25 protein-coding genes and 1 tRNA gene are annotated in these 21133 nt (G+C 57.7%); 22 read left to right on the plus strand and 4 right to left on the minus strand.

The genetic code is table 11. The features are described from left to right. The first annotated feature begins 8 nt into the window (after nucleotides 1-8). The 8 genes from ACR0LZ_RS18035 (at nucleotide 9) to ACR0LZ_RS18070 (ending at nucleotide 7317) form a co-directional block, all read left to right on the plus strand. The gene (locus ACR0LZ_RS18035) at nucleotides 9-935 is read left to right on the plus strand and encodes a methylenetetrahydrofolate reductase (RefSeq protein WP_480751355.1); all 927 of its coding nucleotides are present in this window, start codon (nucleotides 9-11) and stop codon (nucleotides 933-935) included. Between the two features lie 9 nt (nucleotides 936-944). After that, the gene (locus tag ACR0LZ_RS18040; protein WP_480751356.1) at nucleotides 945-2009 is read left to right on the plus strand and encodes a dihydropteroate synthase; all 1065 of its coding nucleotides are present in this window, start codon (nucleotides 945-947) and stop codon (nucleotides 2007-2009) included. A 143-nt stretch (nucleotides 2010-2152) separates the two neighbouring features. Further along, nucleotides 2153-2584, plus strand: coding sequence for a c-type cytochrome (locus ACR0LZ_RS18045; RefSeq protein WP_480751358.1), 432 nt, complete (start codon nucleotides 2153-2155; stop codon nucleotides 2582-2584). Between the two features lie 51 nt (nucleotides 2585-2635). Beyond that, a complete protein-coding gene (locus ACR0LZ_RS18050; protein WP_480751360.1) occupies nucleotides 2636-3190 on the plus strand; it encodes a cupredoxin domain-containing protein in 555 nt (184 codons plus the stop codon). A gap of 36 nt (nucleotides 3191-3226) precedes the next feature. Then, complete coding sequence (locus ACR0LZ_RS18055; protein ID WP_480751361.1) at nucleotides 3227-3712, plus strand: c-type cytochrome; 486 nt, start codon at nucleotides 3227-3229, stop codon at nucleotides 3710-3712. 102 nt (nucleotides 3713-3814) lie between these two features. Further along, complete coding sequence (locus ACR0LZ_RS18060) at nucleotides 3815-6325, plus strand: heavy metal translocating P-type ATPase (protein ID WP_480751363.1); 2511 nt, start codon at nucleotides 3815-3817, stop codon at nucleotides 6323-6325. Nucleotides 6326-6337: 12 nt separating this feature from the next. Continuing rightward, the gene (cueR, locus tag ACR0LZ_RS18065; protein ID WP_480751364.1) at nucleotides 6338-6742 is read left to right on the plus strand and encodes a Cu(I)-responsive transcriptional regulator; all 405 of its coding nucleotides are present in this window, start codon (nucleotides 6338-6340) and stop codon (nucleotides 6740-6742) included. A gap of 104 nt (nucleotides 6743-6846) precedes the next feature. Further along, nucleotides 6847-7317: a DUF411 domain-containing protein gene (locus ACR0LZ_RS18070; RefSeq protein WP_480751366.1), complete on the plus strand. Its 471-nt coding sequence runs from the start codon at nucleotides 6847-6849 to the stop codon at nucleotides 7315-7317. A 113-nt stretch (nucleotides 7318-7430) separates the two neighbouring features. Here the strand turns inward: ACR0LZ_RS18070 and ACR0LZ_RS18075 are convergent. Further along, nucleotides 7431-7520: transfer RNA gene (locus tag ACR0LZ_RS18075), tRNA-Ser, on the minus strand. 123 nt (nucleotides 7521-7643) lie between these two features. On the opposite strand from ACR0LZ_RS18075, the gene ACR0LZ_RS18080 reads away from it, so the two are divergent. The 9 genes from ACR0LZ_RS18080 (at nucleotide 7644) to ACR0LZ_RS18120 (ending at nucleotide 15093) form a co-directional block, all read left to right on the plus strand. Beyond that, nucleotides 7644-8486, plus strand: coding sequence for a DUF2059 domain-containing protein (locus tag ACR0LZ_RS18080; protein WP_480751368.1), 843 nt, complete (start codon nucleotides 7644-7646; stop codon nucleotides 8484-8486). Next, nucleotides 8486-9295, plus strand: coding sequence for a DUF2059 domain-containing protein (locus ACR0LZ_RS18085; RefSeq protein WP_480751369.1), 810 nt, complete (start codon nucleotides 8486-8488; stop codon nucleotides 9293-9295). The genes ACR0LZ_RS18080 and ACR0LZ_RS18085 overlap by 1 nt, the downstream gene beginning before the upstream one ends. 211 nt (nucleotides 9296-9506) lie before the next feature. After that, nucleotides 9507-10106 carry a 50S ribosomal protein L21 gene (locus ACR0LZ_RS18090; RefSeq protein ID WP_480751371.1) on the plus strand — a complete coding sequence of 200 codons (600 nt, stop codon included), beginning with the start codon at nucleotides 9507-9509 and terminating at the stop codon, nucleotides 10104-10106. Nucleotides 10107-10117: 11 nt separating this feature from the next. Next, the gene (gene rpmA, locus ACR0LZ_RS18095; RefSeq protein WP_480751372.1) at nucleotides 10118-10387 is read left to right on the plus strand and encodes a 50S ribosomal protein L27; all 270 of its coding nucleotides are present in this window, start codon (nucleotides 10118-10120) and stop codon (nucleotides 10385-10387) included. 97 nt (nucleotides 10388-10484) lie between these two features. Beyond that, a complete protein-coding gene (locus tag ACR0LZ_RS18100; RefSeq protein ID WP_480751374.1) occupies nucleotides 10485-11093 on the plus strand; it encodes a LysE family translocator in 609 nt (202 codons plus the stop codon). Then, nucleotides 11090-11626: a GNAT family N-acetyltransferase gene (locus tag ACR0LZ_RS18105; protein ID WP_480751376.1), complete on the plus strand. Its 537-nt coding sequence runs from the start codon at nucleotides 11090-11092 to the stop codon at nucleotides 11624-11626. The genes ACR0LZ_RS18100 and ACR0LZ_RS18105 overlap by 4 nt, the downstream gene beginning before the upstream one ends. Nucleotides 11627-11663: 37 nt before the next feature. Beyond that, entirely contained in the window at nucleotides 11664-12698 is a 1035-nt protein-coding gene (obgE, locus tag ACR0LZ_RS18110; RefSeq protein ID WP_480751377.1) for a GTPase ObgE, read from the plus strand. Further along, the gene (proB, locus tag ACR0LZ_RS18115) at nucleotides 12686-13792 is read left to right on the plus strand and encodes a glutamate 5-kinase (RefSeq protein ID WP_480751379.1); all 1107 of its coding nucleotides are present in this window, start codon (nucleotides 12686-12688) and stop codon (nucleotides 13790-13792) included. The genes obgE and proB overlap by 13 nt, the downstream gene beginning before the upstream one ends. Nucleotides 13793-13830: 38 nt before the next feature. Beyond that, nucleotides 13831-15093: a glutamate-5-semialdehyde dehydrogenase gene (locus ACR0LZ_RS18120; protein ID WP_480751454.1), complete on the plus strand. Its 1263-nt coding sequence runs from the start codon at nucleotides 13831-13833 to the stop codon at nucleotides 15091-15093. Between the two features lie 22 nt (nucleotides 15094-15115). Here the strand turns inward: ACR0LZ_RS18120 and ACR0LZ_RS18125 are convergent, their stop codons facing one another. Next, nucleotides 15116-15712 (minus strand): histidine phosphotransferase family protein, encoded by a 597-nt coding sequence (locus ACR0LZ_RS18125; RefSeq protein ID WP_480751380.1) that lies wholly within the window; start codon nucleotides 15710-15712, stop codon nucleotides 15116-15118. 45 nt (nucleotides 15713-15757) lie between these two features. Here ACR0LZ_RS18125 and ACR0LZ_RS18130 point away from each other — a divergent pair, with 45 nt between their 5' ends. The 5 genes from ACR0LZ_RS18130 to tsf all read left to right on the plus strand — a co-directional run bounded on the left by ACR0LZ_RS18130 (nucleotide 15758) and on the right by tsf (nucleotide 19548). After that, nucleotides 15758-15946, plus strand: a complete 189-nt coding sequence (locus ACR0LZ_RS18130; RefSeq protein WP_480751381.1) for a DUF3553 domain-containing protein — start codon at nucleotides 15758-15760, stop codon at nucleotides 15944-15946. A gap of 109 nt (nucleotides 15947-16055) precedes the next feature. Next, nucleotides 16056-16817, plus strand: a complete 762-nt coding sequence (gene olsB / locus ACR0LZ_RS18135) for an L-ornithine N(alpha)-acyltransferase (protein WP_480751382.1) — start codon at nucleotides 16056-16058, stop codon at nucleotides 16815-16817. After that, nucleotides 16814-17650 (plus strand): lyso-ornithine lipid O-acyltransferase, encoded by an 837-nt coding sequence (gene olsA / locus ACR0LZ_RS18140; protein ID WP_480751384.1) that lies wholly within the window; start codon nucleotides 16814-16816, stop codon nucleotides 17648-17650. Before olsB ends, olsA begins: the two co-directional genes overlap by 4 nt. Nucleotides 17651-17816: 166 nt before the next feature. After that, nucleotides 17817-18596 carry a 30S ribosomal protein S2 gene (rpsB, locus tag ACR0LZ_RS18145; RefSeq protein WP_480751385.1) on the plus strand — a complete coding sequence of 260 codons (780 nt, stop codon included), beginning with the start codon at nucleotides 17817-17819 and terminating at the stop codon, nucleotides 18594-18596. Nucleotides 18597-18672: 76 nt separating this feature from the next. Next, nucleotides 18673-19548 (plus strand): translation elongation factor Ts, encoded by an 876-nt coding sequence (gene tsf / locus ACR0LZ_RS18150; protein ID WP_480751387.1) that lies wholly within the window; start codon nucleotides 18673-18675, stop codon nucleotides 19546-19548. 367 nt (nucleotides 19549-19915) lie between these two features. Here the strand turns inward: tsf and ACR0LZ_RS18155 are convergent, their stop codons facing one another. Then, a complete protein-coding gene (locus ACR0LZ_RS18155; RefSeq protein WP_480751389.1) occupies nucleotides 19916-20671 on the minus strand; it encodes an autoinducer binding domain-containing protein in 756 nt (251 codons plus the stop codon). Continuing rightward, the gene (gene aroQ / locus ACR0LZ_RS18160) at nucleotides 20668-21117 is read right to left on the minus strand and encodes a type II 3-dehydroquinate dehydratase (RefSeq protein ID WP_480751390.1); all 450 of its coding nucleotides are present in this window, start codon (nucleotides 21115-21117) and stop codon (nucleotides 20668-20670) included. The genes ACR0LZ_RS18155 and aroQ overlap by 4 nt, the downstream gene beginning before the upstream one ends. Nucleotides 21118-21133 lie beyond the last annotated feature (16 nt).

Raw genomic sequence — 21133 nt, forward strand, 5'->3', positions numbered from 1 at the left:
AGGCCAAGATGGCTTTGCTGAACTTCAAGAAACGTGATGTGGCCGAGAAAGCCCCGGTAAACCCGACCGTCGAAGCCTTTTTGCAGGGCTATTCGATTGAGGTCATGCCGAGGACCGCTGAAAAGGTCGAGGATTTCCGCACGCTGTTGCCCCAGGGCACTCGCGTCTATATCGCCCATATCGAGGGTACTCCGATTGCCGAAATGGTCAAGACCGCCAAAAGAATCGCGGCCGAAGGCTATCCGGTTATGCCCCACTTCCCGGCCCGCATCATCAAGGATGCGGCGACGCTGGAAAACTGGATTTCAATGTATCAGGGCGAGGCCGGCGTTGATCAGGCATTGTTGCTGGCTGGCGGTGTCGAAAAGCCCCATGGTGAATTCGACAGCTCGATGCAGTTGATGGAAACCGGCCTGTTTGACAAAGCTGGTTTCAAGCGCCTGCACGTTGCCGGACACCCCGAAGGAAACAAGGACATCGACCCCGACGGTTCACGCAAGAACGTCGACGCGGCGCTGCAGTGGAAACAGCAGTTCAGCGAGCGCACCGACGCCGAAATGGCGTTGGCGACCCAGTTCGCCTTTGACCCCAAGCCGATCATCGCCTGGGCAAACGCACTGAAAGAGGCAGGTGTCAACCTGCCGATCCACATCGGCATTGCAGGTCCCGCTAAGCTGCAAACGCTGATCAAGTTCGCCATCGCCTGCGGTGTTGGCCCGTCACTAAAGGTGCTTCAGAAGCGCGCCATGGACGTGTCCAAGCTGCTGCTGCCTTACGAGCCCAACGACGTGATCACCGCACTGGCCGAGCACAAGGCAGCCAATCCGGATTTCAACATCACCAACGTGCACTTCTTCCCGCTTGGCGGCATCAAGACCAACGCCAACTGGGCCATTGAAAACGGCGGCGCTTCGGCAAAGCCCGCAAACTCCTAAGGATCGGACATGACCCGTACAGTCGTAGAATCAAAAACAAAAACAGCCATCCTGGGTTTCGACGAACCGTTCTGCGTGATCGGTGAGCGGATCAACCCCACCGGCCGCAAGAAACTGGCTGCCGAACTGGAAGCGGGCGATTTTTCGACCGTTGAAAAAGACGCGCTGGCGCAAGTTGCCGCCGGGGCCACGGTGCTCGATATCAATGCGGGTGTGGTATACAACTCGAACCCCAACCCGAACGAGACGGAACCGCCGCTGATGACCCGGATCGTCGAGCTGGTTCAGGGCCTGGTCGACGTTCCGCTCTGCATCGACTCGTCGGTGCCCGGCGCGCTAGAGGCCGGGCTTGCGGCCGCCGAAGGCCGTCCGTTGCTGAACTCGGTCACGGGCGAGGAAGAGCGTCTGGAACTGGTTCTGCCGCTGGTCAAGAAATACAACGTGCCGGTTGTTGCGATCTCCAACGACGACACCGGTATCTCGGAAAACCCGGACGTGCGTTTCGACGTGGCCAAGAAGATCGTTCAGCGTGCCGCGGATTTCGGCATTCCTGCACACGACATCGTCGTGGACCCGCTGGTCATGCCAATCGGCGCGATGGCAACCGCAGGCCAACAGGTATTTGCACTGGTCCGCCGCCTGCGCGAAGAATTGGGCGTAAACACCACTTGTGGCGCCTCAAACATCTCGTTCGGTCTTCCCAACCGTCACGGCATCAACAATGCCTTCCTGCCGATGGCAATGGGTGCCGGCATGACCTCAGCGATCATGAACCCGGTCGCATTGCCAATTACGCAAAAGGCAATTGCCGCCAAGAAAGAAGAAGTTGCCGCCGCCGGCATCATCCTTCCCGAAGGCATGGATGACGAAACCTTTGTCACGATGTTTGGCCTGGGTTCGACACTGCCGCGCGCGGGCAAGGAGATGGAGGCCATCCGCGCCGCAAATCTGCTGACCAACAACGACCCGCACGGTTCCGAATGGATCCGGTTCAACAAGGCGCCTGATGCTGCAGGTTCCGAAGGTGAAGGCCGTGGCCGTCGTGGTGGCGGTGGCCGCCGCCGCCGGGCATAATCCAAGTCAAGTTTGAAAAAGAAGGTCGGGCCATTTGCCCGGCCTTTTCGTTTGCTGTCACGAACTTTTGAAAAGCCTAGGTTGACGTTCCAGTACTGGAAGTTGGCAAAAGCGAGGTGAATCAGCAAAAGCGGATACTTGGAATGAACAAAAACATGCTGGGCTTGACTGGCTTGCTCGTAGTCGGGGCAGGGACCTTGTATTTTTCAATGTCTGGCGGAAAGCCTGCGGCGATTGGCGAGTCCTCAGGTGGAACCGTTGCGCTTGCGCAAGTGTCGGTACCCGCCGAACTCACCGAAATGGCCTTGGTGGGAAAAGTCGCCTTCGAAGCCAAATGCGCTATGTGCCATGGCGTGAATGCTGCAGGCGTTGATGGATCGGGACCGCCACTGGTTCACAAGATCTATGAACCTGGCCACCATTCCGACCAGGCTTTCTTGGTGGCTGTCGCGAACGGCGTCCGCTCGCATCATTGGCGGTTTGGAAACATGCCTCCGGTCGAGGGCCTGACGCGCGGTGACGTCAAGGGGATCGTTTCCTATGTTAGGGAACTGCAACGGGAAAACGGTATTTGATCACGGCGGAAATACTGACGAGCCGGAAGATGAATTTGAAAGGGAGAAACAATGAAACGGGTTTTGCTGTTACCTGCTCTGGCGGCTCTAATTGGCTGGCAAGCCGGTGAAACAAATGCGGGCGGTTCGCATTCGGGCGGACATGGGCACGGTGGCCACCACGATGCAGTCAACATTGGGACGCCAGGAGATGCGGCTGACGTCGACCGTACAGTCAATATCGCGATGAGTGAAATGAGGTTCGAACCCAATAACCTTTCGATCAAATCCGGCGAAACCGTTCGGTTTGTTGTCACCAACACCGGCGAATTTGTGCATGAATTCAACATTGGGACGGCTGCGATGCACCAGGCCCATATGTCGGAAATGCTGGAAATGATGGAAACAGGCGCCTTGGAGGCAGACAGGATCAATCACGACGTGATGCGTACAACCGGCATGGCCCATGACGACGGGAACAGCCTTTTATTGGAACCGGGTGAGACAGCAGAACTGATCTGGACTTTTTCCGGTGATGCCGATCTGGAACTGTCCTGCAACGTACCGGGCCACCGGGAAGGCGGCATGCGCGGTACCCTCAAAATGGGACACCACGACCATTCGTAACGGCCGGTGCCGCGGAAATCAGGATTGGGTCGCGAATTGCAAAAGTCTGTCGGGCAAACAATCCTACCCGTGTCCCTGCTGGGCATTCTCGCGCTGGTGGGGATATTCCTGGTTTTTCTGCTGGATGCGAAACGAGCGCCGACAGGCGACATCGCGAAGGGCGCACCGCTTTACGCCGAGTTCTGTGCCCCGTGTCACGGGGCGAATTTGAAAGGCGAGGCAGACTGGCAGACACCCAACGATGATGGGAGCCTGCGTGCGCCCCCCCACGACCACACAGGTCATACGTGGCACCACGGCGATGGGATGCTGTTCGACTATGTCAAAAAGGGTGGACAGGCGATCCTGAAAGAAATGGGCATCGAAGGGGTGAAAAGTGCAATGCCGGGTTTTGGCGATACGCTGACGGATATCGACATAGCAAACGTTCTGATGTTCATCAAATCTAACTGGTCGGACAAGGAACGCGACTACCAAAAACTCCGTACACAAGAAGAGGAACTTTCGACCTCTGACAAGTGAGGTTCTTTCCTCTACGCCGTAATGACAGGGTTTTTGTCCGCGGCGCTATTGACCTTCCAGTAACTGGAACTCTTATCTGTTTCACCAGCAAAGCCACTGGTGATGAATATGACTCGAAACATTCGCCTCCTAATAAACGGAATGAATTGCGCGTCGTGCGTCAGGCGCGTCGAAAATGCCCTGACTGAGCTTCCCGGCGTTCATTCCGCCTCGATCAATCTCGCAAACGCTTCGGCGCAGGTCGAATATGACGATGCCGTGTTTGTCGGTGATCTGGTGGCCGGCTTGAACAGCGCTGGTTATCCGGCAATAACGGACGAAACCACGTTAGAAATCAGCGGCATGTCCTGCGCTTCCTGCGTCGGGCGTGTAGAAAGCGCCTTGAAGGCCGGCGACGGTATATTGGATGCGTCGGTCAATCTTGCCAACGAAACCGCAACCATTCGCTACGCGGTCGGGGCGACGACTCCGGCGGCAATCGCAGAAATCTCCTCGTCCGCCGGATACCCGGCGTCAGTACGCGCGGGCCAAACTGCTGCAGCCGATCAGCAAAAACAGGATGAAATCCGGATATTGGCGCAGCGCACCTTGCTGGCAGCCGTCCTCGCCTTGCCTGTTTTCCTGATCGAGATGGGAAGCCACATTATTCCCGGTCTACATCACCTGATCGCAAATACGATCGGACATCAGAACAGCTACTACCTGCAGTTCTTGTTGACATCCATGGTGTTGTTTGGCCCCGGCTTTCAGTTTTATGCCAAAGGCTTCCCGGCGCTTGTTAGACGCGCTCCCGACATGAATTCTCTGGTCGCGCTGGGAACATCGGCGGCTTATGGTTTTTCTGTCGTGGCGACCTTTGCTCCGGGTATACTTCCCAGAGGAACCGCAAACGTCTATTTCGAATCCGCTGCAGTAATCGTGGTTCTGATCCTCTTTGGCCGGTTTCTCGAAGCGCGCGCAAAAGGTCGGACCGGTGACGCAATACGCAAGCTGGTTGGCCTACAGCCCAAAACCGCACTGGTCGAAGAGAACGGTGAAGCAGTCGAGCGCGCTATCGAGGATATTGGCGTCGGGGACGTGATCCGTGTTCGTCCTGGTGAAAAAATCGCTGTGGATGGGCATGTGTTGACGGGTTCGTCCTATGTTGACGAAAGCATGATTTCCGGTGAGCCGGCGCCGGTCGAAAAGAAGAAGGGAACGATGGTTGTCGCCGGCACCGTGAACGGCAGTGGCACCTTGACATTTCGGGCCGAGAAAGTCGGCTCGGACACTATGCTTGCTCAAATCATCAATCTGGTGCAGCAGGCGCAAGGGGCAAAACTGCCCATTCAGAGCGCGGTGGACAGGATAACCGCCTGGTTCGTTCCCGCAGTTTTGGCCGCTGCGGCCCTGACAGTTACGGTCTGGCTGTTATTCGGACCCGATCCGGCGCTAAGCCTGGCCCTTGTGACCGGTGTCGCGGTGCTGATCATCGCCTGTCCCTGTGCGATGGGGCTGGCCACGCCGACCTCGATCATGGTCGGGACCGGACGAGCTGCAGAAATGGGCGTCCTGTTCCGCCGGGGCGACGCGCTACAACTTCTCAAGGATGTCGGCATCGTAGCCTTCGACAAGACCGGAACATTGACCCAGGGTCGCCCGGAACTGACCGACCTGATAACGGCACAAGGGTTCTCAGAACAAGAGATTCTGGGCCTTGTCGCTTCGGTCGAGGCCAAGTCGGAGCATCCCATCGCCGAAGCCATTGTGCGCGCGGCCAAAACACAAAAAGCCCCCATGACGGCCATGGACAGCTTCACGGCGATCCCGGGCTATGGCGTTCGCGCCTGTGTCGAAGGGCACGATGTTCTTGTCGGTGCCGATCGCCTCATGTCACGCGAAAACGTGGATCTCGGGACTCTGGCCGACTTGTGTTCGGATCTTGCCAGCAAGGGAAAATCCCCTTTCTACGCTGCAGTCGATGGCCGTATTGCTGCCGTTCTGGCAGTGGCCGACCCGATCAAATCGACGACACCAGATGTTCTTCGCTCCCTTCACGCAATGGGGTTGAAGACCGCCATGATCACCGGTGACAACGCGGGTACCGCTCAGGCCATAGCCGATGTTCTGGGCATCGATCACGTGGTGGCCGAGGTTTTGCCAGAAGGAAAGGTGGCTGCACTGGAAGGTTTGAGAACCAGTGGCGACAAACTGGCGTTCATTGGTGACGGGATCAACGATGCCCCCGCGCTGGCCGCGGCCGACGTGGGCATCGCGGTTGGAACTGGCACCGATGTGGCAATCGAAGCTGCTGACGTTGTGCTGATTTCCGGCGATTTGATCGGTTCGGTCAACGCCTTCGACATAAGCCGGAAAACTATGCGTAACATCCATCAGAACCTGTTCTGGGCCTTTGGGTATAACGTCGTGCTGATCCCCGTGGCCGCAGGTATTCTCTACCCCTTTGGTGGACCGCTCTTGTCGCCGATGTTGGCCGCTGGCGCGATGGCTCTGTCCAGTGTCTTTGTTCTGTCCAACGCATTGCGGCTCAGATGGGTTCGACCTGCGACGGGCAGGGGTGCTGCAACCGAAAAGAACGGCAAGACGGCGTTACACGCCGCACCAGCGGAATAACGAGGAGAGACCATGAATATCGGTGATGTTGCGACCCGCTCCGGGCTTCCGGCAAAAACGATCCGCTACTACGAAGACATCGGGCTGATTTCTCCTAAGCGCGGACAAAACGGATACCGCCGTTTTTGCGAGACGGACCTTCACAAACTCGCGTTCATCGGCCGTGCCCGGTCTTTGGGCTTCACCATCGAGAACTGTCGCCACCTGCTGGCGCTTTACGAGGACAAGGACCGCGCCAGCGCAGATGTAAAACGAATTGCCAAGCGCAACCTGAAAGAGATTGCCGAAAAGATCGCGGGCCTGAAAGCGATGGAGGCTACTCTCTCGCATCTGATCGCCGAATGCGCCGGCGATGACCGCCCTGATTGCCCAATTCTCGAAGACCTAGGGCGAAGCCCATCTAAATTGTTCGAGTGAGCGCTTGAGCGAAGTCATGGAAAGAAGCCGAGAAGCCGGAGTATTGGGCAACAGGTACCAGGCAAGAGAACCCCGAAAGGCCGATTATCCGGAAAGGACCCGACATGCCAACAATGAACCGCCGTGCTTTTGTTGCCGGAATTTGTGTTTTTCCAATTGCCCATGCAGGTCAGGCGCTGGCTCTGGCCCCAACGACCGTGCACGTTCTGAAGGACCCCAATTGCGGCTGTTGCGGCGCGTGGATCGGGATCATGAAACGGGAAGGTTTCTCGGTAAGCGTCGAAGACGCGTCATGGGACGACCTTTATGCATACAAGATCGCGAACGGCATCCCTGATCAGATGACGTCCTGCCACACTGCGACTGTTGATGGGTATGTGATCGAAGGGCACGTACCGCCCGAAGATATCCGGCGACTCCTTGCTGACCGCCCCGACGCCATCGGTCTTTCGGTTCCGGGAATGCCCTACGGCTCGCCAGGAATGGGGCCTGAAGGTGAGCGTGAAGCCTATGATGTGTATCTGGTCCACCGTGACGGGCGCACGCAAATCTTCACCAGCTACCCCGCAGCCTGAGGCTTTCACAAATACCAGAACATGCGGAGTGGCCGTCCTCGCGGCCGCTTTCGGGATACCCGGAAACGCAGTGCGCCTCTAGTCCAGCCAACAATTCAACGAATATCGCAAAATGGCGGAGAGACAGGGATTCGAACCCTGGGTGGGCTTGCACCCACAACGGTTTTCGAGACCGCCCCGTTCGACCACTCCGGCACCTCTCCGCGGGGGTCTGTGAGGGGGGGATTTAGTAGTGATCGTGCAGGGGTGCAAGCGGAAATTTCTGCTTTTTGGTCAGAGACGGTTTTTCCATTGCTCATGGTTGGATTTCACATAGGCTAGGAGGCATGAAATCAGTGTTTCGCCTTTGTGCCCCGTTGTTGGTGTTTGTCGCCGTGTTGGCGATGTCAGCACCAGTTTCCGTTCGTGCCGCTGATCGGGACAGGATCGAAGCATTCCTGACGACTACTGGATTCGACGTGGCGCTTAACAGCATCGCCCTTGCGTCGTCATCGGCTCCCGAAATGCTTGGCGTCGACGCGGGTTCATTTGGGACCCAGTGGGAAGAACTCACCGAAGAAGTGTTCGACACCGGGATTATGCACGAGACCGCGGTGGAAATCCTGGAACAGACGCTTTCCAACGATGCACTCAACCACGCGGTCGAGTTTTATGCCTCGGAGCTTGGGCAAAGGCTGGTCGAAGCAGAAAATGCATCGCACATGATAGAAGATGACGAGGTCAAAGAACTGGAAGGGCAAGCGATTGTTGCGGATCTGGTCAAGCAGGGCGCGCGGCGTGTGGAAAGCCTCAAGCGGATGAACCGCGCGATCGATACCAGCGACACCGCCTTGCGCGCACTGCAGGAAATCCAGCTCAGGTTCCTGTTGGCTGCCAGTGCCGCAGGCGTTATTGACCTGGCGCTCGATGCCGATGAGCTTCTGGCCATGCTGAAACGGAACGAAGGGGCCATGCGCAGCGCGCTGCAACTCTCCGCCTTGGCCGGAGCGGCTTATACCTACAAGGATTTCTCCGACACCGAAGTCGACACCTATGTCGAGGCGCTTGAACAACCGCTTATGCAGGAGGTGTATGAACTCCTGAATGCCGTGCAATACGAAATCATGGCAGGCCGGTTTGAGGTGTTGGCCGCGCGGATGGCGGATCTTCAACCTGCACAGGATATCTGATGCGTTTTATTGCAGCTCTGTTCTTTCTCCTGTCCTTCGTTTCTGCCGCCTGTGCCGCGGACGAAAACCTGGACAGGCTTGCCGAAGCCCTCAGGCTGAACGAGGTGGTCGCGATCCTTCGTGAAGAAGGGCTGGCATATGGTCAAAGCCTCGACGAAGAGATGCTCGGCGGCGAGGGTGGCTTGCCGTTTCAGCAACAGGTGAACAAGACCTATTCCATCGATAAGATGGCCAACGATCTGAAAAACGCGCTGGGTCGCAACATGACGGCCGAGCATCTCGTGCAGGCGACCGTGTTCTTCGACAGTGATCTCGGCCAAAAAATCATCGCACTGGAGAATTCGGCCCGCCGCGCCTATCTTGATCCCGCCATCGAGGACTATGCGCGCTCAATCTATGAAGACCTGGACAACAATGATCCTCGGCTCCGGTTGATCCGTGAATATATCAGGGTCAATGATCTGATAGAGCAAAACGTGCGCGGTTCGTTCAGTTCGGATCTGCATTTTTTTCGCGGTTTTGCCGAAGGGCAGGATGCACCGGTAGACGACGGCGCCATATTGTCGGAATTGTTGGAACAGCAAGACGATGCGATAGAAGAGACAACCGTGTGGCTCTACGGATTCCTGTTGATGGCCTACCAGCCGCTCACCGACGCGCAAATTCGCGAAAACATCGCCTTTTCACAGACCAATGCTGGTCGCGCTCTGAACGAGGCTTTCTTTTCCGGGTTCGCGGACATGTATGATCGTATTTCCTTTGATCTGGGAATGGCCGTGGCACGCGCCATGATGGCAACAGAACTCTAGTTCCGAAATTCGGTTGACAATCATCTGAAATGCTCCGATAAGCGCGCATCCCGGCCGGATCGCCCGCGCCGGGTATCGTTATTATTTGGCCCGGGACAACTCCCCAAGGGTCTCAATCCGTCCGGCAAGGGCGCGCTGTTCGAGGTGGCAAGAGCCATGAACACCCAGGCAACTGGGGACCACAGAACGCGGCAACGAAAAGGAAAGACGCATGTTTGCGGTCCTCAAGACTGGCGGCAAGCAGTACAAGGTTCAGGCGGGCGATGTGCTCCGCGTTGAGAAACTGGCTGCTGACGCAGGTGAAAAAGTTCAATTCAACGACGTTTTGATGCTGGGTGGTGACGCGCCGGTCGTCGGTGCGCCTTTTGTCGAAGGTGCAGCCGTTCAGGCCGAGGTGATCGAACAGGTCAAAGGTGACAAGGTCATCAATTTCGTCAAACGCCGTCGTAAGCACAGTTCCAAGCGAACCAAGGGCCATCGTCAAAAGCTGACTCTTGTCAAGATCATCGACATCCTCGCATCGGGCGCGGACAAATCGGGCGTCAAGACCGCGACCGGTTCTGTGCCTGCAGGCGCCGCGGCGCCAGCAGCCAAGCCCGCCGTGAAAGCTGCGGCACCGGCCGCTACCGCTGCCGACGACCTGACCCAGCTGACTGGTGTCGGCCCCGCCGCCGCCAAGAAGCTGGCCGATGCTGGCATCGACAGCTTTGCTGCTCTGGCCGCCTTGTCGGACGAGCAGATTGCTGCTATCGAGACGGTCAAAGTGAAACCCGAATGGGTTGAGCAGGCCAAAGAGCTGGCCAAAGGCTAAGGAGAGAGAGAATGGCACATAAAAAAGCTGGCGGTTCCTCCCGTAACGGTCGCGACTCTGCAGGTCGTCGCCTTGGCGTGAAACTTTATGGCGGTCAGGCCGCCGTCGCAGGCAACATCATCGTGCGCCAGCGCGGCACCAAGTTCTGGCCGGGCGAAGGCGTCGGTATCGGCAAGGATCACACCATCTTTGCAACCGTCGACGGCGCCGTGAAGTTCCACAAGGGGCTCAAGAACCGCACCTTTATTTCGGTCCTGCCAGTGGCGGAGGCCGCAGAGTAAGCCGAGACCCAAGAAGGTTAAGAGAAAATTCATGGGGGACCGGCAGAACATGCCGGTCCCCTTTCTCGTTTTCACCAACTGTTGAAGAACAAACCCGATGCCTGTCGCAACGACCAGTTTCCTGATTTTTGCCGCCTCCCAGGTCGGCACACCGGGTCCGGCCAACATGGCCCTGCTCGGGACAGGTGCGCGCTATGGGTTTCGGGCGGCCTTGCCCTTTGTTGCGGGGGTGGTGGTGGGCAAACAGCTGATCATCTGGCCGGTCGGTTTCGGGCTAATGGAATTGGCAGGGCAGGCGCCGGGCGTTTTCACCGTGCTGAAATACGCCTCTGCAGCCTATATTTTCTGGCTTGCCTGGAAAATCGCCAATCTTAGGCTTGCTCCGGGTCAGGCACAGGATACCGCGCCCGGTTTCTGGGCCGGGTTGGTGGTTCATCCACTTAATCCCAAGGCCTGGGCGATGATCGTGGCCGGGTTTACCGGCTTTGTCGCTGTAGGAACGTCATCGTTCGAGGCCACGCTTACGATCGCTCTCTGCCTGTTGAGCTGCCAATTGCTGCTGCATCCGATCTGGACGCTTGCCGGGGATCGGATCGCCCATACGGTTGCAGGAACCGGGTCCGAGAAATATCTGATGAGGATGTTGGCGGGACTGACCGTCGCATCTGTCTTGTTTGTGTTGTTCGGAGGAGGAGCGCACATATGAAACTTGAAACAATAATAAATCAGCCGGTCATTGAAACCGAGCGGTTCGATCTGCGCCCGTTACGCCGGTCGGATATGGGGTTGATCGAGCACTATACCAGTGACGAGCGTGTGGCGCGCATGACAACCTCCATCCCGCACCCGGTACCGCCGGGTTCGGTCGAGGCGTTCGTCACCCGCGCCATGGCCGATGACCGCACCGAAGACGTCTGGACGATGGACGCAACCAAGGATGGAGGGCCGGAACTGATCGGCCTGATCTCTCTTGAAAAGATGGATCGCAATCAGTCCGAGGTTGGATATTGGGTCGCGCCGATCTACTGGAACACCGGCGTCGCCTCAATGGCCGTCGAAGCGCTGGTTAATGAGAATCCGCTGGGCAACCGCACGATGTTTGCCAGCGTGTTTCAAGACAACCCCGCCTCGGCGCGTGTCTTGACACATTGCGGTTTCCAGTATCTAGGCGATGCCGAAACCTTTTCGCTGGCACGCAACGCGAATGTGCCCACTTGGACGTATAGCCGAAAACTCTGACATGTGCCCGATTGGGCCTTTGCACTAGGAAGACACTATGAAATTTCTCGATCTCGCAAAGGTCTATATCCGGTCCGGGGCCGGAGGCGGCGGTTGCGTCAGCTTCCGGCGCGAAAAGTTCATCGAGTTCGGCGGCCCGGATGGAGGTGACGGCGGTAAAGGAGGCTCTGTCTGGGTAGAAGCGGTCGAAGGGCTGAACACACTGATCGACTTTCGTTATCAACAGCATTTCTTTGCCAAGAACGGACAACCGGGGCGGGGCCGTCAACAAACCGGCAAGGATGGCGATGATATCGTTCTGCGCGTTCCGGTCGGCACCGAGATTCTGGATGAGGACCAGGAAACCGTTCTGGCTGACCTGACCGAAGTTGGTGAGCGCGTGCTTCTGGCACGCGGTGGGAATGGTGGGTTCGGTAACCTGCATTTCAAATCGGCCACCAATCAGGCGCCGCGTCGGGCAAACCCCGGACAAGACGGTATTGATCGCACGATCTGGCTGCGGCTCAAACTGATTGCCGACGTCGGGCTGCTGGGAATGCCGAATGCCGGCAAGTCTACGTTTTTGGCGGCAACATCGAACGCGCGCCCAAAGATCGCGGACTATCCCTTTACCACGCTGCACCCCAATCTCGGCGTTGTCGGTGTCGACAATGTGGAATTTGTCGTGGCCGACATCCCCGGCCTGATCGAAGGTGCGCATGAAGGGCGCGGTATTGGGGATCGGTTCCTGGGTCATGTCGAACGCTGCGCCGTTCTGTTGCATTTGGTTGATGGCACTTCGGAATCGGTGGCCGATGACTATCGCACGATTATTCATGAGCTCGAGGCTTATGGCGGTCATCTCGCTGAAAAGCCACGCATTACCGTGCTGAACAAGATCGATGCGCTGGACGAAGAAGAACTTGATCTGGCGAAAAGCGCGCTGGAAGAAGCCGTTGGCGGCCCTGTTATGACCATGTCAGGTGTCGCCCGCCAAGGCGTGACCGAGGTGCTGCGCGCGCTACGCACGCAGATCGACGCCGACCGCTTGCGCCACAAACCCGCCGAGGAGGCGCAGCCTTGGCAACCCTGACGTCGGCCAAACGGATTGTCGTCAAGATCGGGTCGGCCTTGCTGGTCGACCGTTACACCGGGTTGCTGCGCGGCGATTGGCTGGTTTCCCTGGCCAGCGACGTGGCATGGCTCAAGGGGCAGGGCACGGACGTCATCCTTGTCTCGTCGGGGTCCATCGCACTTGGGCGCGGTGTTCTGAAACTTCCTGCAACAACCTTGCCTTTGGAACAGTCTCAAGCCGCTGCAGCCGTCGGGCAAATCCGTCTCGCCCGCGCTTATGAAGAGGCGCTGGATCCGCATGGCATCACCACGGCTCAGGTGTTGGTTACACTCGAAGACAGCGAAGATCGCCGTCGCTATCTGAATTCCCGCGCAACACTGGAAACACTTCTCAGCCTCGGGGCCGTTCCCATCGTGAACGAAAACGACACCGTGGCGACTGACGAAATCCGCTATGGCGATAACGACCGGCTGGCGGCGCAGATCGCCGTAACCGTCGGGGCCGATCAGTTGATCCTGTTGTCGGATGTGGACGGGTTCTATTCCGCCAACCCGAACCACGATCCATCTGCCCTGCGTTTCGACGTGATCGAAAAAATCACGCCCGAGATCGAGGCGATGGCAGGAGACGCAGGATCAGGTCTGTCCAAGGGCGGCATGAAGACCAAGTTGATGGCCGCAAAAATGGCCATTGCGGCGGGGTGCGATATGGCGATTACAGAAGGATCGCCCCTCAACCCTCTGACAACGTTGGAAAATGGAGCGAACTGCACTTGGTTCAAAGCGACACTTGATCCGCATGCGGCGCGAAAACGCTGGATTGCGGCGATGAAGCCGCGAGGCGAGATCATCGTGGATAGTGGCGCCGCCAGGGCACTGGCAAACGGCAAGAGCCTGTTGCCTGCCGGGATCGTCGAGGTTTGCGGCGATTTCGGTCGCGGTGATCCAGTTGCCATTCTGGATGCCGATGCGCGTTGGTTGGGTCAGGGACTCAGCCGCTATACGGCGCAAGAAGCGGACGCGATCAAGCGGCGTAAAACCTCGGAAATCGAAGGTATTCTTGGATATCCGGGTCGGGCGGCGCTTGTTCACCGGGACGATATGGCTCTCTGAAGCGCAGTTTTGTAAGATGTAGAAGAAAGGCCTTGGCTATGAAAGATCTGGACAACATACCCGCTGTGATGGCCGAGATCGGTGTCCGCGCCAAAGATGCCTCGAAAGAGCTTGCCTTTGCGACTGCCGAACGCAAACATGCCGCGCTGATTGCAGCGGCAGATGCTGTTTGGGCCAATCGCGACAAGATCATCAAGGCCAATCTGAAAGACCTGGAATTTGGGCGCGACAAGGGCCTGAACCCTGCGATGATGGACCGGCTGATGCTGGATGAGGCGCGCATTCAGGGGATGGTGGACGGGCTGCGCACGGTGGCCGATCAGGCCGATCCTGTTGGGGAAGTTCTGGCGGAATGGGAAATGCCGACCGGCCTGAACATCCAGCGCGTGCGCACGCCCTTGGGGGTGATCGGCGTGATTTATGAAAGCCGCCCGAACGTTACCGCGGATGCCGGCGCGCTGTGCCTGAAATCCGGCAACGCGGTGATATTGCGCGGAGGGTCCGAAAGCTTCCACTCGTCGGGGGCGATTCACGCCTGTCTGGTTGAAGGACTGAAGGCCGCGAACCTGCCCGAAGATGCCATCCAGCTGGTGCCGACCCGCGACCGGGCGGCGGTTCAGGAATTGCTGACCATGACCGACCATATCGATGTCATCGTGCCGCGCGGTGGCAAGGGGCTGGTTGGGCTTGTGCAGCGCGAAGCGCGCGTGCCCGTTTTTGCCCATCTCGAAGGGATCGTTCACATCTATATCGACAAGGCCGCTGATCCGGTAAAGACCATCGATGTGGTTCTGAACGCCAAGACCCGCCGAACCGGTATCTGTGGCGCGGCGGAATGCCTGCTCGTGCATCAGGATGTCGTGGACTCGATTGGCAAGGATGTCGTCGCAGCACTTCTTGCCGCAGGTGTCGAGGTTCATGCCGAGGGCGCTTTGGCTACCGACGGTACCGTTGCCGCGACCGAGGCCGACTGGGGCAAGGAATTCCTCGACAGCATCATCGCTGCACGCCCCGTGGCGGATGTTGACGCGGCCATTGCCCATATCCGCCAGTACGGCTCGAACCACACTGATTGCATCATGACCGAAGATGCCGCCACGGCGGCAAGGTTCTTCGAGCGCCTGGACAGTGCCATTCTGATGCACAACGCGTCGACTCAGTTCGCCGATGGCGGCGAATTCGGGATGGGGGCCGAGATTGGCATCGCGACCGGCAAGATGCATGCGCGTGGCCCGGTCGGCGCAGCGCAACTGACAAGTTTCAAATATCTGGTGCGCGGAAACGGAACCACCCGCGCCTGACGCTCCGTCAAAGAAAGACCAGTCAGAATCGGATTGAGGCGCGGGTCGATGTCGTTTCGGCCCGCGCGCGTCGACCAAGATCTTTTGCCGTTTGCGCCAGTAACGCGAACTGAACCAGAGCCGGGGTGACCTGCACCTTGAAGTCCCGTGTATTCAGCCCGTGCCACAAGTCCTGATTCACGTTCATCTTGTCGGCTGTGCCAACCACGTTCCATTGACCTTCCGAACAGGTCACCTCGACAGTGCCCCCAAATGGCATCGCGGATTCACAGCACTGGATTGCCAGAAAAGCCAGTTTGACCTCGCTGCGCGGTTTGGCGTCACCTGGCGCCCAGTGGATTTTTACGCGCCCGGTTCTCGTCAGATCCGCTAGCACCCCGGTTATTTCAGTACGTCCCAGCGGCTGATTTCCTCCGGCCCCGAAGGCGATGCGAAAGAACCGTATACGGGCACTGGCATTGTCCACGCTGCCCGAGATAAGCTCCATCTCGGGGCCCGGCACCCCGCCGGACATGTTCAGCAACTCCAATCCGTTTGTGATCGCGCCGATCGGACTGATCAGGTCATGACAGATTCGCGACCCGATCAAAGCGGCCAGGTTGACGTTGCCTTCGCTCATGCGTACCTCCTGCAGACCCGTCAGATATCCCGGAAACAAGCCGTTATGACAGACCTTAATGCAATTCTTGCACCGGGCATGTTCGTCCGCCACCCCGATTTCCCCGACTGGGGTGTTGGACAGGTTCAGTCCAACATAGGTGGCAAGATCACTGTCAACTTCCGCGAGCAGGGGAAAGTGGTGATCGACGGAACGAACATCGCCCTTTTGCCCATCTTTGATCCGGAAAACTGATTGACGATTGGTTAACGTCCACACGGAAAAGCATCGACAGGTTGCCATTTCTTTTGAATGTACTGTATCAGCGCGACGGCAAAATGATTGCCAAACCATTGGATAGGATATGTCGGACCGCGGCCCAAGTTTTACCGTCAAGATCGCCGAGACCGAGGCAGAGCTGCACGCGGCGCAGCGCCTGCGTTATGACGTCTTCGTGCGCGAACTGGGCGGTGGGGGCAAGATGGTGGATCACGACACAGGACTGGAACGCGACAGGTTTGACCCTTTCTTCGATCACATGCTGGCCATTGATGATGAAACCGGCAATGTGATTGGTGTCTATCGGCTGCTGCCCGATGACAAGGCTCAGGCCGCGGGCCAGTTCTACTCCGAGGACGAATATGACCTGACCGTTCTCAAACGAAGCGGCAGGAAACTGCTGGAATTGGGGCGGTCCTGCGTGCATCCCGACTATCGGGGCGGCATGGCGATGTATCATCTGTGGAACGGGTTGGCGGCCTATGTGGCGGACCATCAAATCGACATTCTGTTCGGCGTCGCCAGCTTTCACGGCACCGACGTGACGACACTGGCCCAGCCGCTATCGATGCTGCATCACAACCACCTGGCTCCGGCCGATATTCGCGTCAGGGCGCAGCCCAGGCACTACGTTGATATGAACCTCATACCAAAAGCCGAACTGAATCGCCGCGAGGCGATGCTGGGCGTTCCGACCCTGATCAAGGCCTACCTGCGTCTGGGCGGATTTGTTGGGGACGGCGCCTATATCGATCATGCCTTCAACACCACGGATGTCTGCCTGATCCTCGATACCGCCCGAATGAACGAGCGCCAGCGTCGTATCTACAGCGGAGCGCGCATGTGACCGACCCTCTGTGGAACAGCGATGATGAACCTGATCCGATCCGCATCAGTTTGGGAGGATGGTTACGTGTTCTGGCACGTGGCATACCCTTGGCGTTTTTGGTGTTTGGCGGGCTTCTGGTTCTTCTACTGGTTCGCCTGATCGAACATCCGATTCATGGCCATAATCGCCCGATCACGCCTCACATCGCTCAATTCGTGTGCCGGAATGCGCTGCGTATCCTGGGAATCGGGTTCTGCACGTCCGGTGAACTGATGCACCAACACGGCGCTGTGGTTGCAAATCATACGTCCTGGCTGGACATATTCGCCCTGAATGCGCGCAAGCGGGTCTATTTCGTGTCCAAAGCCGAGGTTGCGAGATGGCCTGCCATTGGCTGGCTGGCGCGTGCAACCGGAACGGTGTTCATCGAACGGAACCCTAAAAAGGCCAGGGAACAGACCGAGATTTTTGAATCCCGGCTCAAGGCAGGTCATAAACTCCTGTTTTTTCCCGAAGGCACTTCGACCGATGGTTTGAGGGTTTTGCCATTCAAAACAACTCTGTTCGCTGCGTTCTTCTCCGATCACCTGCGGGATGACGTTCACATCCAGCCCGTTTCGGTCATTTTCCACGCCCCCGATGGTGAATCCGACCGGTTTTACGGCTGGTGGGGCGATATGGAGTTTGGCCCGCATCTTCTCAAAACCCTCGCGGCCCGGCGGCAAGGCTGGGTCGAACTGATCTACCACTCCCCGGCAAAGGTCAGTGATTTTGGCGACCGCAAGGCGCTCGCGGCCCATTGTGAAAATGCCGTGCGCAATGCCCACGCCCTCGCGCGGTCATCAAAATAAGGGCGATTGGCCCTTGCACCCCATTCAATCCTGCCGTATACGCGCGCCATTCAAACCCGCAGGCGGGGTTTGGCCCTTTTGGGGGAGACATCCCCAACAGGACCGCCGGTTGGAGCACCCGCTCTGAAACCCCCGCCGAGGAAGAAACCGGAAAGGAAAACAAAGCATGGCTCTTCCCGAGTTCACCATGCGTCAGCTGCTGGAAGCTGGCGTTCACTTCGGCCACCAGACACAACGCTGGAACCCGCGCATGTCGCCGTTCATCTACGGCGCGCGTAATGGCATCCACATCATGGACCTGACCCAGACCGTTCCTATGTTGGATCAGGCGCTGAACGTGATCCGTGAAACTGTCGCAAAAGGCGGCCGTATCCTGTTCGTCGGCACCAAGCGTCAGGCCGCAGGCCCGATCGCCGAAGCGGCCGAAAAATCGGCACAGTATTTCATGAACCACCGCTGGCTGGGTGGGACGCTGACCAACTGGAAAACCGTTTCCCAGTCGATCAGCCGACTCAAGCAGATCGACGAAACCATGGAATCCGGCGCCGAAGGCCTGACCAAGAAAGAGCGTCTGGGCATGGAGCGTGACCAGCAGAAGCTTCAGGCTTCGCTGGGTGGAATTCGCGAAATGGGCGGCGTTCCGGACCTTCTTTTTGTCATCGACGTCAAGAAAGAAGCACTGGCAATTGCCGAAGCCAACAAACTGGGTATCCCGGTTGTGGCCGTGGTCGATACCAACTGTTCGCCCGATGGTGTCGACTACATCATTCCCGGCAACGACGACGCGGCCCGTGCCATCTCTTTGTACTGCGATCTGGCTGCGCGCGCCGCGCTTGACGGCATGTCCGCGCAACTGGGCGCCGCAGGCGTTGATCTGGGTGAGCTGGAAGAAGCGCCGGTCGAAGAAGCCGTCGCAGAAGACGCCGAAGCCACCGCAGAAGCGTAAGCTGCCCGTCATATGAATGACATACGGGGCAGGGTAGACCTGCCCCTAATCCGTTTGAATTGAGGAGAGCCCAGAGATGGCAATCACAGCTGCACTCGTAAAAGAACTGCGCGACGCAACCGGCGCAGGCATGATGGACGCAAAAAAAGCCCTGACCGAAACCGCAGGTGACATGGAAGCCGCCGTTGACTGGCTGCGCACCAAAGGTCTGGCAAAAGCAGCGAAAAAATCTGGCCGCACCGCCGCCGAGGGCCTGGTGGCCGTTGTTGTCGAGGGCGGCAAGGGCGTGGCTGTTGAGGTTAACGCAGAAACCGACTTCGTCGCCAAGAACGCCGAGTTCCAGGACATGGTGGCTGGCATTGCCGCTGCTGCAGTCAACGTCGCCGACGTTGAAGCGCTGAAAGCGGCCGAACTGGGCGGAAAATCCGTCGCTGACACCCTGACCGACAAGATCGCGAAAATCGGTGAAAACATGTCGATCCGCCGCATGGCCAAGATCGAAGGCGACACCGTGGTGTCCTATGTTCACAACGCGGCAACCGCAGGCATGGGCAAGATCGGTGTGCTGGTTGCGCTGTCGGGTGGCGACGAAAACATCGGCAAGCAGGTCGCAATGCACATCGCCGCCGTAAACCCCGCCGCCCTGTCCGAAGCAGACATGGACCCGGCGATTGTCGAAAAGGAAAAGCAGGTCCAGATGGACATCGCCCGCGAATCCGGCAAGCCGGAGCAGGTGATTGAAAAGATGATCGAAGGTCGGATGAAAAAATTCGTGGCCGAGTCGACCCTGCTGAACCAGCAGTTCGTCGTAAACCCGGACCTGACCGTTGAAGCCGCTGCAAAAGAATCCGGCGCCACCATCACCGGCTTCATTCGACTGGAAGTTGGCGAAGGCATCGTGGTCGAAAAAGAAGACTTCGCAGCCGAAGTCGCCAAGGCCGCACAGGGTTAAGTTCAACCCATCCAGGATCGCCAAAAGGGCCGGTTGCAGAACTCGCAGCCGGCCTTTTTCGTTTCCGAACGAAAAAAAGGACCGCCAATCGCAGTCCCGACAAGCTCAAACCGGAAATAAATGAGGGGCCCTGCACGATGGGGATGGAAGGGCCCCTCAAAATTCCGACATTGGCGCGCCGAACAATAAAACGACCACTGCCAGACCGGACGGAGAGCGACGATATTGCGAAGATCCGTCCAAATGTTCCTTGGCCAAAGCCACCACTCACGGAACGCGATAATAATGCACCGCCACCCGAAAGTTTGGTAGTCATGATTTCCTTACCTTAGGTAACCATGCGTCAACTGGCGCAAAAAGCGCAGGTTCAAACTTCCATGACGAACATCTGATTGTGCAAAGCAGCCTTCAGAACAGCCTGTGCGGTCGTCTCGACGGCCAGGGCCTGACGCGCCAGCCTGAGATGTTTTTCAACCGTTGCCGATGTCAGCCCCATCAGCAACGCGATGTCCTGCGTCGTCTTTCCGTCGCCCACCCATTGCAGCGCCTCGCGTTGCCGCTTGGTCAGCGAACGGTTGGGCGGATTATAGGGCAGGGTCAGGATCTTGAGATGCACTATGTTGTTCATCAGCAGGATGTCATTTCCATGCTCATCCCAGATTGCCTCGACATCGTCTTGTGACAGCCCCTTTCGCGCGGCCAGGGAAATCGCGCCTTTGGTACGCATGGAGACCGAGTTGAAACTGACCGTGTAACCAGCGGTCACACCCATCGAGGCGTTGAACTCATACACCTGCCGCTCCTTATCGGTCATCGTATTGTTCGCCAACGCCTCAGAAATATGCCTCCAACTGCCGGCGCCTTCATTTCTCAACGCCCATTTCAGCATGGGTGCGTGGAAATACAGCCCCGAGTGCAGGAACCCGTCTATGTACTCCTTGCAATGGTTGGTCAGGATGATGAAATCCTCGGGATCGCCCAACGAGGTAGGTGTGCGATATTGCGTGTATCCGTAAAGAAGCCGAACAAAGCCGAATTTTTCCATCTGACGGCAATGTGCATCCCACAGTTCTTCAAGCGACTTTGCGTAGCTGACGAAATTGAGGTACTCGACTGGCGTCATTGTCGGTCATCTCGCTGAAAATGATTTGACAGTGCGTCGAGCGCCAGCAGATATCCTTGCGCTCCAAAGCCGCAAATCTGCCCGACCGCGACAGGGGCGATATAGGATGTGTGCCTGAAGGGCTCGCGGGCATGGATATTTGACAGGTGAACCTCGACGACAGGAACTTCGGCCGAGGAAATCGCATCCATCAAGGCCACAGAGGTATGCGTATAAGCTCCCGCATTCAACACGATCCCGTCCCGAACACCGCGCGCGTCGTGAATGGCATCGATCAGCGCACCTTCGTGGTTTGACTGCACGCATGTGATGTCAAGGCCGATCACGGATCCATGCGCGACACAGGCCTCTTCGATCATTTTCAACGTGGTGTGGCCGTATACCTCTGGTTGTCGAGTACCCAACAGGTTCAGGTTCGGACCATTCAGGACCAGAATTTTTTTCATGTATGTATTTCCCCAT

The sequence above is a fragment of the Ruegeria sp. CI1 genome (genome assembly GCF_056536925.1).

Coding starts and splice junctions, on each gene's coding strand:
- rpsB (WP_480751385.1), top strand. CDS start 17,817: ATGGCTCTTCCCGAGTTCACCATGCGTCAGCTGCTGGAAGCTGGCGTT.
- olsB (WP_480751382.1), top strand. CDS start 16,056: ATGTCGGACCGCGGCCCAAGTTTTACCGTCAAGATCGCCGAGACCGAG.
- ACR0LZ_RS18155 (WP_480751389.1), bottom strand. CDS start 20,671: ATGACGCCAGTCGAGTACCTCAATTTCGTCAGCTACGCAAAGTCGCTT.
- cueR (WP_480751364.1), top strand. CDS start 6,338: ATGAATATCGGTGATGTTGCGACCCGCTCCGGGCTTCCGGCAAAAACG.
- obgE (WP_480751377.1), top strand. CDS start 11,664: ATGAAATTTCTCGATCTCGCAAAGGTCTATATCCGGTCCGGGGCCGGA.
- ACR0LZ_RS18090 (WP_480751371.1), top strand. CDS start 9,507: ATGTTTGCGGTCCTCAAGACTGGCGGCAAGCAGTACAAGGTTCAGGCG.
- rpmA (WP_480751372.1), top strand. CDS start 10,118: ATGGCACATAAAAAAGCTGGCGGTTCCTCCCGTAACGGTCGCGACTCT.
- ACR0LZ_RS18045 (WP_480751358.1), top strand. CDS start 2,153: ATGAACAAAAACATGCTGGGCTTGACTGGCTTGCTCGTAGTCGGGGCA.
- ACR0LZ_RS18035 (WP_480751355.1), top strand. CDS start 9: ATGGCTTTGCTGAACTTCAAGAAACGTGATGTGGCCGAGAAAGCCCCG.
- ACR0LZ_RS18060 (WP_480751363.1), top strand. CDS start 3,815: ATGAATATGACTCGAAACATTCGCCTCCTAATAAACGGAATGAATTGC.
- ACR0LZ_RS18125 (WP_480751380.1), bottom strand. CDS start 15,712: ATGAGCGAAGGCAACGTCAACCTGGCCGCTTTGATCGGGTCGCGAATC.
- ACR0LZ_RS18050 (WP_480751360.1), top strand. CDS start 2,636: ATGAAACGGGTTTTGCTGTTACCTGCTCTGGCGGCTCTAATTGGCTGG.
- aroQ (WP_480751390.1), bottom strand. CDS start 21,117: ATGAAAAAAATTCTGGTCCTGAATGGTCCGAACCTGAACCTGTTGGGT.
- ACR0LZ_RS18040 (WP_480751356.1), top strand. CDS start 945: ATGACCCGTACAGTCGTAGAATCAAAAACAAAAACAGCCATCCTGGGT.
- ACR0LZ_RS18100 (WP_480751374.1), top strand. CDS start 10,485: ATGCCTGTCGCAACGACCAGTTTCCTGATTTTTGCCGCCTCCCAGGTC.
- ACR0LZ_RS18085 (WP_480751369.1), top strand. CDS start 8,486: ATGCGTTTTATTGCAGCTCTGTTCTTTCTCCTGTCCTTCGTTTCTGCC.
- ACR0LZ_RS18105 (WP_480751376.1), top strand. CDS start 11,090: ATGAAACTTGAAACAATAATAAATCAGCCGGTCATTGAAACCGAGCGG.
- ACR0LZ_RS18130 (WP_480751381.1), top strand. CDS start 15,758: ATGACAGACCTTAATGCAATTCTTGCACCGGGCATGTTCGTCCGCCAC.
- ACR0LZ_RS18080 (WP_480751368.1), top strand. CDS start 7,644: ATGAAATCAGTGTTTCGCCTTTGTGCCCCGTTGTTGGTGTTTGTCGCC.
- tsf (WP_480751387.1), top strand. CDS start 18,673: ATGGCAATCACAGCTGCACTCGTAAAAGAACTGCGCGACGCAACCGGC.
- ACR0LZ_RS18070 (WP_480751366.1), top strand. CDS start 6,847: ATGCCAACAATGAACCGCCGTGCTTTTGTTGCCGGAATTTGTGTTTTT.
- ACR0LZ_RS18120 (WP_480751454.1), top strand. CDS start 13,831: ATGAAAGATCTGGACAACATACCCGCTGTGATGGCCGAGATCGGTGTC.